Origin of the sequence: Sphaerotilus sulfidivorans (assembly GCF_013426975.1) — a bacterium.
GTDB classification, from domain to species: domain Bacteria; phylum Pseudomonadota; class Gammaproteobacteria; order Burkholderiales; family Burkholderiaceae_C; genus Sphaerotilus; species Sphaerotilus sulfidivorans.
On record NZ_JACCPY010000002.1, the window covers coordinates 69,728 to 87,814 of the forward strand.

General features: G+C 70.7%; 15 protein-coding genes. 9 read left to right on the forward strand and 6 right to left on the reverse strand.

The features are described from left to right. Positions 1 to 10 precede the first annotated feature (10 nt). The 6 genes from HZU84_RS01405 to HZU84_RS01430 all read left to right on the forward strand — a co-directional run bounded on the left by HZU84_RS01405 (position 11) and on the right by HZU84_RS01430 (position 7,110). Entirely contained in the window at positions 11 to 1,030 is a 1,020-nt protein-coding gene (locus HZU84_RS01405; protein ID WP_149505279.1) for an HpcH/HpaI aldolase/citrate lyase family protein, read from the forward strand. Positions 1,031 to 1,154: 124 nt separating this feature from the next. Then, the gene (locus HZU84_RS01410) at positions 1,155 to 1,655 is read left to right on the forward strand and encodes a hypothetical protein (RefSeq protein WP_149504012.1); all 501 of its coding nucleotides are present in this window, start codon (positions 1,155 to 1,157) and stop codon (positions 1,653 to 1,655) included. Positions 1,656 to 1,805: 150 nt separating this feature from the next. Continuing rightward, positions 1,806 to 4,397 (forward strand): bifunctional aconitate hydratase 2/2-methylisocitrate dehydratase, encoded by a 2,592-nt coding sequence (acnB, locus tag HZU84_RS01415; protein WP_149504011.1) that lies wholly within the window; start codon positions 1,806 to 1,808, stop codon positions 4,395 to 4,397. A gap of 79 nt (positions 4,398 to 4,476) precedes the next feature. Beyond that, positions 4,477 to 5,259 (forward strand): 5-oxoprolinase subunit B family protein, encoded by a 783-nt coding sequence (locus HZU84_RS01420; RefSeq protein WP_149504010.1) that lies wholly within the window; start codon positions 4,477 to 4,479, stop codon positions 5,257 to 5,259. After that, on the forward strand, positions 5,256 to 6,317 hold the full coding sequence (locus HZU84_RS01425; RefSeq protein ID WP_149504009.1) for a 5-oxoprolinase subunit C family protein: 1,062 nt from the start codon (positions 5,256 to 5,258) through the stop codon (positions 6,315 to 6,317). Before HZU84_RS01420 ends, HZU84_RS01425 begins: the two co-directional genes overlap by 4 nt. Positions 6,318 to 6,345: 28 nt before the next feature. Then, entirely contained in the window at positions 6,346 to 7,110 is a 765-nt protein-coding gene (locus HZU84_RS01430; RefSeq protein ID WP_180692743.1) for a LamB/YcsF family protein, read from the forward strand. A 7-nt stretch (positions 7,111 to 7,117) separates the two neighbouring features. Here the strand turns inward: HZU84_RS01430 and HZU84_RS01435 are convergent, their stop codons facing one another. Beyond that, entirely contained in the window at positions 7,118 to 8,200 is a 1,083-nt protein-coding gene (locus HZU84_RS01435; RefSeq protein ID WP_149504008.1) for an MBL fold metallo-hydrolase, read from the reverse strand. Between the two features lie 179 nt (positions 8,201 to 8,379). Here HZU84_RS01435 and HZU84_RS01440 point away from each other — a divergent pair, with 179 nt between their 5' ends. Both HZU84_RS01440 and HZU84_RS01445 read left to right on the forward strand, forming a co-directional pair. After that, complete coding sequence (locus HZU84_RS01440) at positions 8,380 to 8,637, forward strand: hypothetical protein (RefSeq protein ID WP_149504007.1); 258 nt, start codon at positions 8,380 to 8,382, stop codon at positions 8,635 to 8,637. A 37-nt stretch (positions 8,638 to 8,674) separates the two neighbouring features. Continuing rightward, positions 8,675 to 9,025 carry a chemotaxis protein gene (locus tag HZU84_RS01445; protein ID WP_149504006.1) on the forward strand — a complete coding sequence of 117 codons (351 nt, stop codon included), beginning with the start codon at positions 8,675 to 8,677 and terminating at the stop codon, positions 9,023 to 9,025. A gap of 18 nt (positions 9,026 to 9,043) precedes the next feature. On the opposite strand, the gene trhP is transcribed toward HZU84_RS01445, so the two are convergent. The 3 genes from trhP to HZU84_RS01460 form a co-directional block, all read right to left on the reverse strand. Next, positions 9,044 to 10,426: a prephenate-dependent tRNA uridine(34) hydroxylase TrhP gene (trhP, locus tag HZU84_RS01450; protein WP_256365850.1), complete on the reverse strand. Its 1,383-nt coding sequence runs from the start codon at positions 10,424 to 10,426 to the stop codon at positions 9,044 to 9,046. A 45-nt stretch (positions 10,427 to 10,471) separates the two neighbouring features. Next, the gene (locus HZU84_RS01455) at positions 10,472 to 11,554 is read right to left on the reverse strand and encodes an acyltransferase family protein (protein ID WP_149504005.1); all 1,083 of its coding nucleotides are present in this window, start codon (positions 11,552 to 11,554) and stop codon (positions 10,472 to 10,474) included. Positions 11,555 to 11,860: 306 nt separating this feature from the next. Continuing rightward, complete coding sequence (locus HZU84_RS01460) at positions 11,861 to 12,835, reverse strand: MBL fold metallo-hydrolase (protein ID WP_149504004.1); 975 nt, start codon at positions 12,833 to 12,835, stop codon at positions 11,861 to 11,863. Positions 12,836 to 12,915: 80 nt separating this feature from the next. Here HZU84_RS01460 and HZU84_RS01465 point away from each other — a divergent pair, with 80 nt between their 5' ends. Next, entirely contained in the window at positions 12,916 to 13,404 is a 489-nt protein-coding gene (locus HZU84_RS01465; protein WP_149504003.1) for a hypothetical protein, read from the forward strand. On the opposite strand, the gene HZU84_RS01470 is transcribed toward HZU84_RS01465, so the two are convergent. Together HZU84_RS01470 and HZU84_RS01475 are read right to left on the reverse strand one after the other, a co-directional pair. Further along, positions 13,359 to 13,982, reverse strand: a complete 624-nt coding sequence (locus HZU84_RS01470; protein ID WP_149504002.1) for a hypothetical protein — start codon at positions 13,980 to 13,982, stop codon at positions 13,359 to 13,361. The genes HZU84_RS01465 and HZU84_RS01470 overlap by 46 nt on opposite strands. Then, positions 13,979 to 18,058: a pilus assembly protein gene (locus HZU84_RS01475; RefSeq protein WP_149504001.1), complete on the reverse strand. Its 4,080-nt coding sequence runs from the start codon at positions 18,056 to 18,058 to the stop codon at positions 13,979 to 13,981. Before HZU84_RS01475 ends, HZU84_RS01470 begins: the two co-directional genes overlap by 4 nt. Positions 18,059 to 18,087 lie beyond the last annotated feature (29 nt).

The window sequence follows — 18,087 nt, forward strand, 5'->3', positions numbered from 1 at the left end:
CATGAGCACGATGTCCACCGCCCCGCACTCCGTCCATCCGCGCGACGCGCTGTTCGATGCCGGCGAGCTGCTGCCGGCCGACCTGCCGGTCTGCGACCACTATGCTGGCGTCGAAGTGCGCATGCGCAAGAGCCTGGAGATGCAGGCCGAGCTTGGCCCCGTCTTCGACATCACGCTCGACGGCGAGGACGGCGCGCCGGTCGGCGGCGAGCTCGAGCATGCGCAGCTGATCGCCGAGATGATCGACTCGGGCGCCAACCGCTTCGACCGGGTCGGCGCGCGCGTGCAGACCGTCGACCATCCGGCCTTCGAGGCGATGGTCGACGCGATCGTCGCCCGCGCTGGCGCGCGGGTGGCCTACATCATGGTGCCCAAGCCGCGCGGCCTGGCCGATGTCGAGCGCGCGGTTGCCGCGATCGACGACGCCATTGCCCGCCACGGCCTCCAACGGGCGATTCCTGTGCACGCGCTGGTCGAGACGCACGGTGCGCTGCGCGAGGTGCAGGCGCTGGCGGCGCATCCGCGCATCGAGTCGCTGTCCTTCGGCCTGATGGACTTCGTCTCCGACCACCGCGGCGCCATCCCGCAGAGCGGCATGTCGGTCAAGGGCCAGTTCGAGCATCCGCTGGTGATGCGGGCCAAGCTGGAGATCTCGGCGGCCTGCCACGGCTGGGGCAAGGTGCCCTCACACTGCGTCGTCACCGAGTTCAAGCATCTCTCGGCGCTGGAGGCGGCGGCGACCCAGGCCTGCCGCCAGCTTGGCTACACCCGGATGTGGAGCATTCACCCGGACCAGATCCGCACCATCGTCGACGCCTTCTCGCCGACCACCGCCGAGGTCGATCAGGCCGCCGAGATCCTGATGGCCGCGCAGGCCGCCGGCTGGGGGCCGATCCGTCATCGGCACCACGGTCAGGACACGCTGCACGACCGCGCCAGCTTCCGCTACTTCTGGCATGTGCTCGAGCGCGCGCATCGCACCGGCCCGCTGCCGGCCGAGATCGAGCGCCGGTTCTTTGCCCGTGCCTGAGCAGCCCCGGGGCAGGGCGGGCGCCTGTCACGCCCGGTCGCGTTCCCGGCTGTAAAGCACGGATCGACACGGGCGGGCTTGGGCACAATTCCGGCCTTTGAAGCTGCCTGTCCCGGAGTTCCCGATGTCCCTGTCCGCCCACCGCCCCCTTGTCCTGGCCCTGTTCGGTGCCGCCTGCCTGATCGGCAGCCTGCCGGCCGGTGCTTCCACCGCCGCGAAGAAGAAGCCGGCCGCGCCGGTCGAGGCGCCGCTGGCCGATCTGGCGCCCGAGCAGGTCGCCAACGCCGAGCGCGTGCATGTCGGCGACCAGGACTGCGAGTTCCGCCAGCAGGTCAAGGTGCAGCGCCACCAGGCCAAGGACGGCTATTTCCACCTGAACTTCAAGGGCAGGCAGTACACGATGGCGCCGGAGCCGACCACCACCGGCGCGGTCCGCCTCGAGGACAAGAAGAACGGTCTGGTCTGGATCCAGATCGCCAACAAGTCGATGCTGATGAATGCCCGGGCCGGCCAGCGCCTGGTCGACGAATGCGTGCATCCGAACCAGAAGATGCCGCAGTCCGTGCCGGTCGATCCGGTCACCTCGGCGGTCTCGACGGCCGAACCGGTGGCGCAGGCCCGCTGAGGTGTTGCAGCGGCACCCCTCGATCCCGATCTGATCCATCCCGCCTCTTGGCAAGTCTTATATAAGACATAAAATACCGGACTAACCCCAGCCCAGGGTCACCCGGCCCGACAGTCGGCCGGGGCACCGCCACACCGCACGGAGCTCTTCATGCTGCAAGCCTATCGCCAACACGTCGCCGAACGCGCCGCCCTCGGCATTCCGCCGCTCGCACTCGATGCCAAGCAGGTCGCCGAGCTGATCGAGCTGATCAAGAACCCGCCGGCCGGCGAGGAGGCGTTCCTGGTGGAGCTGCTGACGCACCGCGTGCCGCCGGGCGTGGACGATGCCGCCAAGGTCAAGGCCAGCTTCCTGGCGGCGGTTGCCCACGGCGAGCTGTCGGTCGCGCTGATCAGCAAGGCCAAGGCCACCGAGCTGCTCGGCACCATGGTCGGCGGCTACAACGTGCAGCCGCTGATCGAGCTGCTCGACGACGCCGAAGTCGCCGGCATCGCTGCCGAGGGCCTGAAGAAGACCCTGCTGATGTTCGACTACTTCAACGACGTCGCCGCCAAGGCCAAGGCAGGCAATGCCAAGGCCCAGGAAGTGATGCAGTCGTGGGCCGACGCCGAGTGGTTCACCAGCCGTCCGGAAGTGCCGAAGTCGATCACCGTGACCGTGTTCAAGGTGCCTGGCGAGACCAACACCGACGACCTGTCGCCGGCCCCGGACGCCACCACCCGCCCGGACATCCCGATGCACTATCTGGCGATGCTGAAGAACACCCGTCCGGACGCGGCCTTCAAGCCGGAAGAGGATGGCAAGCGCGGCCCGATCCAGTTCATCGAGGACCTGAAGAAGAAGGGCAACCTCGTGGCCTATGTGGGCGACGTGGTGGGCACCGGCTCCAGCCGCAAGTCGGCCACCAACTCCGTGATCTGGGCGACCGGCCAGGACATTCCCTATGTGCCGAACAAGCGCTTCGGTGGCGTGACGCTGGGCGGCAAGATCGCCCCGATCTTCTTCAACACCCAGGAAGACTCCGGCGCGCTGCCGATCGAGGTCGACGTGTCCAAGCTGGAGATGGGCGACGTCATTGAGGTGCTGCCGTACGACGGCAAGATCGTCAAGAACGGCGAGACCGTCGCCGAGTTCACGCTGCGCAGCGATGTGCTGTTCGACGAGGTGCGCGCCGGCGGTCGCATCAACCTGATCATCGGCCGCTCGCTGACCGCCAAGGCCCGCGAGGCACTGGGTCTGCCTGCCTCGACGCTGTTCCGTCTGCCGAAGGCTCCGGCCTCCAGCATCGCCGGCTTCACGCTCGCGCAGAAGATGGTCGGCCGTGCCTGCGGCCTGCCGGAAGGCCAGGGCGTGCGCCCGGGCACCTACTGCGAGCCGAAGATGACCACCGTGGGTTCGCAGGACACCACCGGCCCGATGACCCGCGACGAGCTGAAGGACCTGGCCTGCCTGGGCTTCTCGGCCGATCTGGTCATGCAGTCCTTCTGCCACACCGCCGCCTATCCGAAGCCGGTGGACGTGAAGACGCACCGCGAGCTGCCCAAGTTCATGGCCAACCGCGGCGGCGTGGCGCTGCGCCCGGGCGACGGCGTGATCCACAGCTGGCTGAATCGCCTGCTGCTGCCCGACACCGTGGGCACCGGCGGCGACAGCCACACCCGCTTCCCGATCGGCATCAGCTTCCCGGCCGGTTCGGGCCTGGTGGCCTTCGGCGCCGCCACTGGCGTGATGCCGCTGGACATGCCTGAGTCGGTGCTGGTGCGCTTCAAGGGCGAGATGCAGCCCGGCGTCACGCTGCGTGACCTGGTGCATGCCATCCCGCTGTACGCGATCAAGGCCGGTCTGCTGACCGTGGCCAAGGCCGGCAAGAAGAACATCTTCTCGGGCCGCATCCTGGAAATCGAAGGTCTGCCCGACCTGAAGGTGGAACAGGCCTTCGAGCTGTCCGACGCCTCGGCCGAGCGCTCGGCCGCCGGCTGCACGATCAAGCTCAACAAGGAGCCGGTGCAGGAGTACCTGAAGTCGAACATCGTGCTGATGAAGAACATGATCGCCGACGGTTACCAGGACGCGAAGACGCTGGCGCGCCGCATCGAGAAGGTCGAGGCCTGGCTGGCCAAGCCCGAGCTGCTCGAAGCCGACAAGGACGCCGAATACGCCGCCGTGATCGAGATCGACCTGGCCGAGATCACCGAGCCCATCGTCTGCTGCCCGAACGATCCGGACGACGCCAAGTTCCTGTCCGAAGTCTCGGGCACCAAGATCGACGAGGCCTTCATCGGTTCGTGCATGACCAACATCGGCCACTTCCGCGCTGCAGCCACCGTGCTGGGCGGCGCGCGCGACATCCCGGTCAAGCTGTGGGTGGCACCGCCGACCAAGATGGACGCGGCCGAGCTGACCAAGGAAGGCCATTACGCCAACTTCGGCGCCGCCGGTGCCCGCACCGAAATGCCCGGCTGCTCCCTGTGCATGGGCAACCAGGCCCAGGTGCGCGAAGGCGCGACGGTGATCTCCACCTCGACCCGCAACTTCCCCAACCGCCTGGGCAAGAACACCAACGTGTTCCTGGGCTCGGCCGAGCTGGCCGCCGTGGCCTCCAAGCTGGGCAAGCTGCCGACCAAGGAGGAATATCTGGCCGCCACTGGCGTGATCACCGCCAAGGCCGACCAGATCTACAAGTACATGAACTTCGACCAGATCGAGGAATATGTCGAGAACGCCAAGAGCGTGAACGCCTGAGGCCTGACACCGGTTCCCTGACCGATCCAGCCCGCCGGAGCCTCTGCCCGGCGGGCTTTTTCATTTCATTGGAACGGACATGAGCCACGCAGACGGCAGCGCAGACCCCAGTGCAATCACATCGCCGCCCACCTCGCCGCGACTGCTGCCGCTGGGCGACGCCGCCTGGACGCTCGAGTTCGGCCGCCGCCTCGATCCGGCGCTGGCCGAGCAGGTGGCGCGGCTGGCGGCGCGGGTGCGCGCGGCGCAGCTGCCCGGCGTGGTCGATCTGGTGCCGACGCTGCGCTCGCTGACGGTGCATTTCGAGCCCGAGGCGGTCGAGGCCGAGGCGCTGGGCGCGCAGCTGCTGGCGCTGGCCGGCGCGCCCGGCGCCGATCTGCCGGCCGGGCGCCACTGGCGGCTGCCGCTGTGCGCCGAGCCGGTCTTCGCGCCCGACCTGGCCGAGCTGGCCGAACGCGTGGGCCTGCGGCCCGAGGCGGTGATCGACGGCCTGTGCCGCGCGGTGCTGCGGGTCGGGCTGATCGGCTTCATGCCCGGATTTCCCTACCTGATCGGTCTGCCGCAGGCGCTGCACCTGCCGCGTCGCGCCACGCCGCGCACCCGGGTGCCGGCGGGCTCGGTCGCGCTGGCGGCCGGCCTGTGCGGTGTCTATCCCTGGGACAGCCCGGGCGGCTGGTGGCTGGTCGGGCATCTGCCGCTGCCGCTGTTCGAGGCGGATCATCCGCAGGCGCCGGCCTGGCTGGCGGCCGGCGACCGGCTGAGCTGGCAGCCGGTCGATGCTGCTGCCCACGCGGCGCTGGCGGCCGACTGGGCCGCCGGGCGGCTGCGGCGCGAGGACTTCCTGATGCCGGAGGACGCATGAACCCGGACGCGCAGGACGGCCGCCTCGAGGTGGTCCGCGGCGGCGCCGGCTGCACGGTGCAGGACGCCGGCCGCGTCGGGCATCGTCACGAGGGCGTGGCGCTGGCGGGCTGGCTGGACGGCTGGATGGCGGGTGCGGCCAATGCGCTGGTCGGCAATCCGCCGCAGGCGGCCTGCCTGGAATGGCGCGGCCCGGCGCTGCGGCTGCGGGTGGTGCAGGGGCCGGTGCGGGTGGCGGTGGCGGGCGGCGCGGCCGCCTGGGCGCCCGACGCGCAGGCGCAGGTGCAGGTGCAGCCGCTGCCGCCCTGGCAGAGCGTGCTGCTGGAGACGGGCGCAGTGCTGGATCTGGCGGCGCTGTCCGGGGGCTGCGCCTGGATGGCGGTCAGCGGCGGGGTGCAGGTCGCGCCGGTGCTGGGCAGCCGCTCGACCCATCTGCGCACCCGCATGGGCGGGCTGGACGGGCGCATGCTGCAGCCGGGCGATGCTTTCGGCTGCAGCACGCTGGCGCCGCAGGACCGGCGGCTGTGGTGCGCGGCGGCCGCGCCGGACTGGCTGGAGGCCGGGCCGATCCGCGTGCTGCCCGGTCCGCAGCAGGATCATTTCTCTGCCGAGGCCTGGGCGCGGCTGCTGGCGAGCGCCTGGCAGGTCACGCCGGCGCTCGACCGCATGGGCCTGCGCCTGGCCGGGCCGGCGCTGGCGCATGTCGACGCGAGCGCGGCCGACATCGTCTCCGACGGCGTGGTGCCCGGCGCGATCCAGGTGCCGGCCGACGGCCAGCCGATCGTGCTGCTGGCCGATGCGCAGACCGTCGGCGGCTACCCGAAGATCGCCACCGTCATCCGCGCCGATCTGCCGCGGCTGGCGCAGGCGCGCCCGGGCGAGCGGCTGACCTTCGCCGCGGTCGACGGGGCCGGCGCCCGTGCGGCCCTGGCTCGGCTGCGTGTGCGCTGGCAGGCCTGGTGCGCGGCGCTGCGGCCGGCGCGTCCGCCCGGCGGCATCGACGAGCAGGCGCTCTACCGCGACAACCTGATCTCCGGCATGCTGCGCGCCGAGCCCTGAACCTTCTCCTTCCTTGCCCCGACCGACCATGAGCCTGCCTGCCTGCGTGGACCTGAATGCCGATCTCGGCGAGAGCTTCGGCGCCTGGACGATGGGCGACGACGACGCGATGCTGGCGCGGGTCAGCAGCGCCAACATCGCCTGCGGCTTCCATGCGGGCGATCCGCTGGTGATGCGCCGCACGGTGCGCCGGGCGCTGGCCGGTGGCGTCGCGCTGGGCGCGCATCCCGCCTTCCCGGACCTGCAGGGCTTCGGCCGGCGCCGCATGGACCTGGCGCCGGACGAGCTGGAGGCGATGCTGATCTACCAGATCGGCGCGCTGCAGGCGCTGGCCGTGGCCGAGGGCGGCCGGGTGCGCCATGTCAAGCCGCATGGCGCGCTGAGCAATCTGGCCTGCGCGGACGAGGCGCTGGCCGACACGGTGGCGCGCGCGGTGCGCGCGCTCGACCGCGAGCTGGTGCTGCTGGCGCCGGCCTGCTCGGCGCTGGCCCGCGCCGGCGAGCGCGCCGGGCTGGCGGTGGCGCACGAGATCTTTGCCGACCGCGCCTATCGGCCCGACGGCCAGCTGGTGCCGCGCCGCCAGCCCGGCGCGATGATCCACGGCGCCGAGGCCTGCCGCGCGCATGTGCTGGCGATGCTCGAGGCCGGCGCGCTGATCGCGATCGACGGCCAGCGGCTGCCGACGCCGATCGACAGCATCTGCGTTCACGGCGACGGACCGGACGCGGTGGCCGCGGCCGACGCGATCCGCGCCGGTCTGGCAGCCGCTGGCGTGGCGGTGCGCGCCTTCTAGCGCGGACTCAGCGCGCGCCCTGCAGCCGCAGCGTCTCGCCGTGCTTCAGCACGGTGAAGGCCTCGTCGGCCAGGCCGACGAGGCGCCGCGCCGTGGCCAGGTCGCGCGGCGCCTGGTCCAGCGGCTCGTCGCACAGGCCCTCGAAGGTGCCCCAGTGCACGCCGACCGAGCGCCGGGCGCCCAGGTCGAGATGGATCTGCGCCGCGTCGGCCGGATTGACGTGCTGCGCGCGCATGAACTCGCGCGGCTCGTAGCAGCCGACCGGGATCAGCGCCAGGTCGAAGCTGCCGCGGTGGGCGAGATGCTGGCGGATGTCGGTGAAATCGCGGCTGTAGCCGGTGTCTCCGGTGTAGATCAGCCGGAACTCCGGCGCCAGCACCGCGAATCCGCCCCAGAGCGTGCGCTGCCGGTCGAAGGGCGTGCGGCTGGACCAGTGCCTGGCGGGCGTCAGCATGAACTCGACGCCGCGCTCGACATGCGACTGCCACCAGTCCAGCTCGACCACCCGCAGCCCGGCCAGGCCCAGGTCGTCGAACCAGGCCTTGAGCTTCAGCGGCACGATGAACAGCGGCGCGCCGCCCGGCTGCGCCGCCAGCGCCCGCACCGAGGCCTCGTCGAGGTGGTCGTAGTGGTTGTGCGAGACCAGCACCACGTCGATGTGCGGCAGCTGCGCGGGGGTGAGCGGCAGCGTGCCGACCCGCTTCGGCCCGGCCCAGGACACCGGCGAGGCGCGCTCGGAGAACTGCGGGTCGGTCAGCACCGCCAGGCCGCCGAGCCGCGCCAGCACCGTCGAGTGGCCGATCCAGGTGATGTTGGGCTCGGGCGCCTGCAGGTCGGGCGCGACCACCGGCAGCGGCGGCTGCGGGCGCGGCGGATCCCGGCGGCTCAGCTGCCAGCGCCAGACCTCCCACTGCGACTTGTCGATGGTGCTGCCGTCGCGGTTGCGAAAGCCCTCGGCGGTGTGATGGGCGGGGGCGCCGGCCGATGGCGGAGCCTTGTCGCCGGAACAGCCCGGCAGCGGCACCAGCAGCAGGGTCAGCAGCGCGGCCGGAAGGCGCCGAAGTCGGGCGGGCAGGGCAGGTCGGGGCATGGATCGAGGTGCGGCTGGGCAGGGCGAGAGGACGCAGGCCGGCCCGTGACCGTCCTACAGGACCAGTATGCCCGCGCCTACGCCCGTCGCGCGGCGCAGGGCCTACCGTGGAGGCCCCGCACGCGGCGAGCCTCATGGCGCCGCCTCAGCCCGTCCGAACCTCGCAGGAGTTGCCCGCCATGTCCTCAGACCGCTCGTCCTCGCTCGATCGTCGACCCACCCGGCCTGCACCGGTCTCGCCCGGCGAGGAGGTGCTGCCGCTGCCGCACGAGCGTGACCAGGGCAGCACGCCCGTCACCGGTCCCGAGCCGCCCGACCGTGCGACGATGAAGCAGGCGCATCAGGATCTGGAGCGTGGTCTGGTCGACACCGACCTGCGTGCCACGCCGGGTCTGGATGCCGAACGTCGTCGCCAGCTGGTGCCCGGCTCGCGCTGAGGCGCCCCCACCGACGTTCATGCCCCGGAGAAGACCGATGAGCGAAAGCCCTCTGTACAACGGCGTCCCCGGCGACGCCTTCGAAGATGATCTGGCCGCGGACCTGCTGGGTCCGAGCGACTCGTCCGACAGCGGCAGCGATCTGCAGGGCGCACAGCCGCTGCTGCCCGACGCCGCCGACGGCGAGCTGCTGGCCGACCGGCTCTGGCCGGAGGTGGAGGCCGCCGGCAGCGATGCGGTGGGCACCGGCGAGCGCGCCACCGCGGACGGCAACGATCCGGTGTCCGGCCAGGACATCCTGCCCGACCGCATCATCGAGCCGGACGACTTCGGCGGCGTCGATCCGCTGGGGCCGCCGCCCGGCGAGCGGGACGACGGCGGGTTCTGACGCCGCCTGCCGCTGGGCTCAGAGCATACGCGCGATCAGCGCGCCTTCGCTCGGGCCCTCCAGCGGCACCCAGACCCGCACCGGGCTGCCCGGGGCGACCTCGACCGGTGCGCCCTCCAGGCTGGTCATGCGCTCGAGCCTGACGCGGCGATTGCCCGAGGGGTGGATGACCTCGAGCGTGTCGCCGATCGCGAAGCGGTTCTTGGTCTCGACCTCGGCCCAGCCGTCCTCGCGCACGCTTCTCACCTCGCCGACGAACTGGCTGCGGTGCGAGACCGAGTGGCCGGTGATGTAGTTCTGGTAGTCCTGGCTCGGGCGGCGCTCGAGCAGGCCGCCGGTGTAGCCGCGGTTGGCCAGGCCTTCGAGCTCGAGCAGCAGCTCGGGATTGAAGGGCCGGCCGGCCACCGCGTCGTCGATCGCGCGGCGGTAGACCTGCGCGGTGCGCGCGACGTAGTAGAGGCTCTTGGTGCGGCCCTCGATCTTCAGCGAGTCGACGCCGATCTTCGCCAGCCGGGCCACATGCTCGACCGCACGCAGGTCCTTGCTGTTCATGATGTAGGTGCCGTGCTCGTCTTCCATGATCGGCATCAGCTGGCCCGGTCGCTCCTTTTCCTCGAGCAGGTAGACCCGGTCGGCCAGCGGATGGCGCGAGCCGCCGCCGCAGGTCGAGGTGGCGGCGAAGGCGCTCTCGGCCTCCTGCTGCGCGGCGGCGAAGTCGAAGTCGCTCTCCAGCTTCGTCGGCTGGGCGTCGCCGGCGTCGCTGGCCTGGTCGTCGGCGACGTGGGTCTTGTAGTCCCAGCGGCAGGCGTTGGTGCAGGTGCCCTGGTTGGGGTCGCGGCGGTTGAAGTAGCCCGACAGCAGGCAGCGACCCGAGTAGGCGATGCACAGCGCGCCATGCACGAAGACCTCCAGCTCCATGTCCGGGCAGTCCTGGCGGATCGATTCGATCTCGTCGAGGCTCAGCTCGCGCGACAGGATGATGCGGCTGATGCCGGCGCGCTGCCAGAACTTCACCGTCGCCGAGTTGGTGGTGTTGGCCTGCACCGAGAGGTGGATCGGCACCTCGGGCCACTTCTCGCGCACCTGCATGATCAGGCCGGGGTCGGCCATGATCAGCGCGTCGGGCTTGAGGTCGATGACCGGCTCGATGTCGCGCAGGTAGGTGCGCACCTTGTCGTTGTGCGCGATCAGGTTGCTGGTGACGAAGAACTTGCGGCCCCGGGCATGCGCCTCGGCGATGCCCTGGCCGATCTGTTCGAGCCGGAACTCGTTGTTGCGCGCTCGCAAGCTGTAGCGCGGCTGGCCGGCATAGACGGCATCGGCGCCGAAGTCGTAGGCGGCGCGCATCTTGGCGAGCGAGCCGGCGGGAAGCAGCAGTTCGGGGGAGAAGGCGGGTTTCACCCCGCCATTGTCCACGCTGCGCGTGCCCGGGTGGTGGGCAGGGGGTCAGGCCGGCTGCTGGCGCTTGCGCTCGTCGGTCGCCTGCGGCGTGGCGCGGGCTGGCGCCAGCCGGGCCCAGGACGGGCGCTCGTACAGGAAGCCCAGGCCGATGCGGCGGGCGATCTCCGCCATCAGCACCGCGCCGCCGATGCAGCCCACCAGCGCCAGCGTGCCCACCAGGCTGTGCTGCTGGCCGATGGCCGAGCCGCGCAGCAGCGGCACCAGCACGATCATCGGCAGGTAGAAGCCGAGGTAGACGGTGATCGAGGTGCGCCCCAGGTACTTCAGCAGACCGGCCCAGCGCTGCTCGCTCACCAGCGCGCTGATGACGACCACCGCGCTGATGCCGGCGAAGCCGAGCACGGTGGTGGCCAGGATGCTCTCGGTGAGCTGCAGCTTGACCAGCGTGCCGTTGATCAGCGCCCAGACCAGCACGATCGCCACCGCGCGGCGCCGGTGCGCACGCGCCCAGTCCGCCATCGCGAAGAAGCGGTCGGCGAAGACATGGCCGGCATAGAAATAGCCGAAATAGACCCCGAAGCGGTCGACGTGATAGATGCCGGTCTCCAGCGGAAAGAGCATCAGCAGCAGGGCCGCGGGCATCAGCAGCCAGACCGGCACCCGGCGCAGCAGCCGGGTGGCGACGAAGTAGACCGACAGCATCATCACGAACCACAACATCTGGAAGGGGTCGTAGAGCCGCCAGGCCAGAGCGGTCAGGGCTTCGGTCGCGGTGGCCGGCGTGTCATGGCCGAGCAGCCAGGTCGCCGGCACCACGATCAGCGTCCACAGCACGAAGAAATACAGATAGTGGACGACCTTGGTGTCCAGATAGTGGCGCCAGGGCCGGTCGATCACCCGCGACAGGAACAGGCCCGAGATCAGGAAGAAGTCGGGCATCCGGAACGGCTTGGCGAAGACCGCGAAATAGCCCAGCCAGCCGGCTTCGCCCCGGTTGACATAGCCCTGCATCTCGCCGACCACCCACATCGTCACCACCGCGACGATGCAGAAACCCTTGGCGAAGTCCACCCAGTCGTGACGACTGCGATGCCCGCCCGAGGTGTTGCCATTGCCCTGTCCAGCCATCTTTTCTCTCCTGGCGCTGCGGCCATCGGTTCCAGTCCGAGGCCGAGTCTAGGAGTCGAAATCCGCGCCGATCACCTCGCCCGCAGGATCGCGGGGTAAGGCAGATGTTTCCGCAAGTGATTGATCTGATGGATGTTTTCAGGGTGCCGTCAGTCCGGCTTCAGCGTGTCTTCAGCTTGGTTTGAATTGGTACCGCTGAGTCTCTCTTTGCCGTGCCGGAAGTGGCAATCGCGTGCCAGAGATACAAAAAATCACTGTTTCACAAAGATGCACATGTTGCAGGCGCCGGGGGCCGGCCCCTGCACTTCAGGGGGTGCGCCCGATGCGAGAAAGCCACACCGCCATGCCCTGGGCATTGAGCTCGATGTCGAGCGCGAGCAGCTCGTGGGCGCGCGCGGGGCTCACCGGACAGCCGGCGGCCAGCGCGGACGCGACCAGCGTCGCGGCGACCTGCTCCTTCAGCGCGGCCAGCCGGGCGGGCGCGTCGTCGGGCAGGTGCGCCAGCAGGGCCAGGCCGTCGGCCTCGAAGCGATCCAGCGTGGCGAGGAACTGCGCCGCCAGCCGCTCGACGCCGTCGACCCGGCCGAAGTGGGTCGGGTACAGGCACTGCGGCTGCATCGCCATCATTCGCTGCACCGAGCTGCGCAGCGCCTCGGGCTCGAACTGCACCGGCGTCGTGCTCGGAAAGATCCAGGCGCCGTCCGCGCCATCGAACTCGCGGTAGCTGATGCCGAAGGTGTCGCCGGTGAACCAGCCGCGGCTGCGTTCGTCCCAGATGCAGTGGTGGTGGCGCGCATGCCCGGGCGTGTCGATCAGCAGCAGCTCGCGCGAGCCGAGCGGGATGCGCTGGCCGTCATGGCTCTCGACGACGCGTGCAGCCTCGATCGGCTCGATCGTGCCGTAGGTCTGGCGCACCACCTCGACGCCGTAGACGGCGCGTGCGCCCTCGACCAGCGCGGTCGGGTCGATCAGGTGGCGGGCGCCGCGCGGATGGATCAGCGCACGGGCGCCGGGCAGATGGCGCATCAGCAGGCCGGCGCCGCCGGCATGGTCCAGATGCACATGGGTCGGGATGACCCAGTCGACCGCCTCGCGCGGCAGGCCGATGGCGTCGAGCGCCTCGAGCAGCCGCGGCACCGCGGCGTTGTGGCCGGTGTCGATGAAGGCGGCGCGGCCGGTGTCGACGATCAGGTAGGCGGCATCGAAGTTCTCGCGCTCGAAGCCGGTGTCGATCGCGAAGATGCCGTGGCCGAGGTCGGTGGTGTGCGTGGGCAGGTTCATGGGTGGACGGCGGAGGTGACTGTTGAAACAGCATGCCACGCACGCGCCGGCGCGGCTGTCACCCTCGCTAAGCTGCCGGCATGACGCTGTTTTCCGGTCCTGTCCTGTCGATCCTGATGCTGGTGGCCGGTGCCGCCGTGGCCGTGCCGCCGGGCGACGTGCCGCATGCCGCCGAGGTCGGCGCGGATGCTGGCGTGAAGGACTGGCAGGGCACGCCCTACCAGAGCGGCGGCGACGGCGCCGAGTCGCGCATGGTGCTCGATCGCCGGCTGCGCCAGTTCAATCTGCGCATCCTGCTCTCGGAGGGGCGGCGCTCTTCCTATGTGGCGGGAGCCGAGCTGTCCATCGTCGATGCGCGTGGGCAGGAGCGGCTGCGCCTGGCGGATGCCGGCCCCTATGTCGATGTGCGCCTGCCGGCCGGGCGCTACACCGTGCAGGCCCGCAGCGGTGGCCACAGCCGCCAGGCGGTGGTGCAGATCGGCACCGCTGCGCTGGCACGGCTGCATCTGCACTGGCCGGGATCTCAGGACGAGGCGGCGCCGGCGGCCGGCCCGGGCGTGCTGCCCTGATCCTCGCCGGCTGCGGGCACCGGCTCGAGCTGCAGCTCGATCTCCAGCCGTGCCGCCACATCGCGGCCGTCCCGCCGGGCCGGCAGGAAGCGGGTGGCCTCGAACATGCGCTGCAGCGCCGGCAGCGCGACCGTGTCGATCGGCTCGATCTGCAGCACCTCCAGGCCGACCAGCCGGCCCGAGGCATCGATGTCCAGCGCCAGGCGCAAGGGCAGTCCGCTGAGCGGCTGAGCGGCCAGCGCCTCGAGCAGCGTGGTGTCGGGCGCCGAGACCGGCCGCGGCGGCAGATCGAGCCCGGCGACGGCGGCTTCCGGCGCGGCGTGGCGTGGTGGCGGTGCTTCTGGCCGCGTGCTCGGCGGCGTGGCCGCCGCGGGCGTCTCCGCTGGCCGATCCGCTGGCCTCTCGGATGGCTGTGGGGGCGTCGCTGCCAGCCGGATCTGCAGCGGCCGGGACGCGGTGTCCGGCCCTGCCGGCAGCGGCTGCTCTGGCGGCGACGGCATCGGATGAGGGACCAGCTGCAGCACCAGCAGGTGCAGCAGCAGCACCGGCGCGCCCAGCAGCAGGCCGGACGGCCTCATTGCTGCATCGGCACTTCGCGCCAGTTCAGCCGGCGCAGCGTGCCGCCGCGGCCGAAGGTGCCGGGCTGGTTGCTCACGCCGCCGCCGCTGCGTCCGGCCACCAGCCGCACCTTGCCGCCGATGTTCTTGAAGCTGATGTCCGAGGCCAGTCCGTCGCTGGAGGCGCTCAGCGCGACCGCGTTGCCGCTGCTGTCGGTCAGCATGCTCCTGCCGTCGGCGAAGCTGACCGCCAGCACCCGGCTGGTGCCGGAAGGCGTGCAGGCATCGCCGCCGGGCAGGTTCAGCGCCACGCCGACCAGGCCCTGGGTGACGGTCGGCGCGAGGGTCACGCGCTCGGCGATGCCGGTCGGGCCGCTGCCCAGGTCGCGGTACCAGCCCATCGGCGCGGTCGGCGCACTGCCGATGCCGACGAGCAGGTCGGTGTTGGCCGCCAGCTTGGCGCGGGTCACGGGGAAGCTCACGCCGGCCGGCAGGGTCGAGTCGGTGTACATCGCGCTGGCGGTGCCGTCGATGATCGCGTAGAAGGTCTGGGTCTGGGTGCTGGCGATGTCGCTGTCGGCCAGCAGCCGGCCGGTGCCGACCAGCAGGTAGCGCTTGCCGGAATTCGGCTCGACCATCACCCGCACCGGCGTGGTCACCGGCTGGCCGATGCCCGAGGCATCGGTCAGCCGCGCGAACTTCAGCGCCGCGGGATAGCTGCCATTGGCACGGCTGACATCGATGCGCCAGAGATTGCCCTGCAGGTCGCCGGCGTAGAGCGCGGTGGCGGTGTAGTCGGTCAGGTCCGGGATGAAGGCGGTGACATGCGCGACGTCGTAGGGCGCGGCCAGCGTGCTGCCCGAGAGCGTGATCTTCTCGTAGAGCGCACCGGTCTTCGGGTTGAGCAGGTGGATCGAGGCGCTGCCGTCGGGCGTGTTGTAGCCGGAGGCGATGACCACGGTCCAGCCGTACTTGGCGGTCTTGAGCACCCGCGCGTCGCCGTGACCGTAGCCCAGCGAGGCGTCGGTGTATTCCCATAGCACCTTGGAGGCGACCACCTCCTCGCTGGTCCAGCTGTCGGGCTGGGTCACGTCGATCGCGTAGTAGCCGCGGCCGCCGCTGCCCAGGCCGCCGATCAGGATCGTTCGCCAGTCCGAGGTGGTCGCCGCCGGCGAGGCGCCGCCGACGCGGGCGAAGTCGACATCGAAGGCCAGCGGCGTGGCGTCGACATACGGGCGGTGCTCGTAGGACGGATTGCCCAGCGCGGCCAGGCCGCGGGTCGCGGCGGTGCTGCTGTCGCCGTAGACGAAGCTGGGCACATAGGCGAACAGCTCGGTGCCGGCGGTGGTACCGCTCAGGCTGCCGTCGAAGGCATGCATCATGCCGTCGTTGGCGCCGACATAGACGACGGTGCGCCTTCCCGAGAGGCTGCGCCGGAAGGTGTTGTAGCCCGGATTGGTGGCGTCGAAGTAGGGCGCCGAGGGCGCGCCGACCGCGTTGACCTTCGAGTTGACGATGTCGCCCAGCACCGCGCCGCGGCTGCGGTACACGCCGCCGGCGGACTGCTCGCGGGTGCGGTCGCCGCGCAGATAGTCCAGGAAGTTCGCCGCCGACTGCGCGGTGGCCTCCACCCCCGGCACCGCGGAGAACGAGGCGTAGTAGGTGCGCGGCGACAGGGCCGCCGCGCCCAGGCTGGCGCTGCGAAAGGGCAGGGCTGTGCCGGTGACGGTGCAGCAGGTCACGATCCTGCGGTTCGTCGGCAGGGTCGAGGCCAGCCGCGTGCGTGCGTTCCAGACCTCGCTTGACGAGGGCGTGCCATCGCTGGCGTAGCTGACCGACAGCCCCAGCAGCGTGCCGGTCCAGGTGCTCGGATCGTAGCTGGCCGCGTAGCTGGCGTTGCCGCTGGTCGCCTCGTTCAGCGAGGTCGACGCGAAGGCGGTCGAGGTGGCGGCCGAGGCCTGCTGGGCGATCTTCGCGAAGGCCTTGGTCAAGCCGGAGACCATCTGCGCGGCCAGGCCGCCGGTGTAGTAGTTGTCCGGGCGCAGGTCCGAGCCGACGGTGTCGGTGTTGGTGTGCCAGGCGCTCTGCGGGAGCGTCGAGCTCGAGTTGGTGCTGGCGTAGGGCTGGAAGCCGCCGGGCACCTCGAAGCCGCCGTACTTGGCGGCCAGCCAGAACTGGTTCCTGGGCAGGTAGTACTGGTTCTCCAGCACGTCCACCCAGAAGGTGTTGACCGTCTGCGCGCCGCTCAGGTCGCTGCGCAGGTCATTGGTGTGCGCGTGGTAGGCCAGGCCGGCGATGAAGTAGCTGTTGTTGCGTCCGGACGAGTAGCTGCCCAGGTTGGCGATGCCCTCGAGCTGGCCGACCATGTCGGTGGCCTTCTTGACGTCGATGCCGGTGTCGGCGGCGACCTCGGCAGGCAGGGCCGGCTCGGCGCTGGTGCGGATGGTGCTGCCCTGCAGGTTGGCATCGTTCCAGGTGTTGACGTCGCCGATGCCGATGATGAAGTTCTTCTGGCAGCTGTAGACGATCGGATCGTCCCAGCGGGTGATGACCGGGAAGCCGTCGATCACGTTGTTCAGCGCCGCGGTCGAGCCGATGCCGCTCAGGCTGCTGTAGGACGCCACCGGGCCGAGCTTGCGGTAGTAGCGCAGCCCGGCGTAGTACAGCTCGCCGAGCGGGTCGTAGCTCTTGTAGACGCCGGTGGCCGAGCCGAAGCGGTTGAGGTAGTTCATCACGCCGCTGTGCTGCAGCGTCGGCGTCAGTCCGGTCTGTGCCTGCGCGAAGGCGATGGTGTCGCTGGTGTCGGCGGTGTCGGGATTGGCCAGCATGATGCCGGTGCTGCCGTCCCACTCGGCCACGCTGTTGCCGATCGCGCTGGAGCCGGGCACCGGCTGGGTCGGGCCGATGTACTTCATGCGTGCGCGCATCACGCCGCCGTCGCGGTAGTAGCCGTCGTTCAGGTAGCCGAAGGCCGAGTAGCGCAGCTTCGAGGCGTACTTCTGCATCAGGCCTTCGGGCTTGTAGATGGGGCTGGCGGTGGTGCCGTACTTCGTGCAGTTGCTCTCCAGCCCGATCAGCGGATCGCAGACCTTGGGCTGGATGTAGATCCGGTAGGGCGTGCGGCTGGCGATCGTGCCGCCCAGGCCGGACTGGTTGCTGTAGTCGACGGTCGCGGCCAGCGGGGCGCTGCAGCTGTTGTAGACCGATCCGCCGGTCGAATGGGTCAGCGCCGCGCCCGAGCAGGTGGTGACGCTGCTCTGGGTGTTGGTGCAGACATGGGTGTAGCTGGCGCCGCCATCGCTGGTGCTGCGGGTGCAGCTCAGCGTGGTCTGCGGCGTGGTCGTGCTGACCGAGCAGGCGTTGCCCGTCGCCGCGATCCGGCAGTAGGGCGAGGAGGCGCCGGTGCCGCACCAGACATCGGTGGTGCGGTCGGCATTCAGGCCGAAGGTGCAGTCCAGCGGCGCATCGGTGCTGACCGTCATCGCCACGCCGTGGCCGTTGATCGCGGTGACGACCGCGGCCGAGGTGAAGGGCGTGGCGCCGCTGACGGTGGCCGCAGTGGGCGTGACCTTGTCGGGGAAGTAGCCCCAGCCGGGATGGCGGGTCTTCTGCAGGATGGTCTGCGTGGTGGTGTCGACCTTGCGCGTGCCGCCGGTCATGGCCCAGCGGAAGGCGTCGAGCGTCTGGGTCGAGGCCCAGTTCAGCCAGTTGCCGCTCCACAGCGGCAGCAGCGCGGTCGAGACGCAGGTGCGGGTGGTCGTCAGGCTGTAGGGGGCGAAGTGGCTGTCGGCCGGCGTCGTCGCGTTGTGCATGTAGCGGTAGCACTTGCCCGGATCGAAGTAGCCGATGTAGCTGGTGGCGCTGCTGTAGGCGCTGGTGTTGAGGTAGGCCGGCGTGCTGGCGGTCGGCCACTCGACCGACAGCGCCAGCAGCAGGTTGCCCGGCACGCTGGTCGAGGAGAACAGCGGCGCGTCGGCCAGATCGATGGCCCGCGCCGGGGCAGGGGCCAGCGCGAGCAGGGCCAGCATCTGCAGCGGCGCGAGCAGGGCCGGCGCGATGCGGCGCCACCAGCGCGGGGATCGTTCGGCGGACATCATGGGGCGGCTCCGGAAAGGTCGGACAGGCT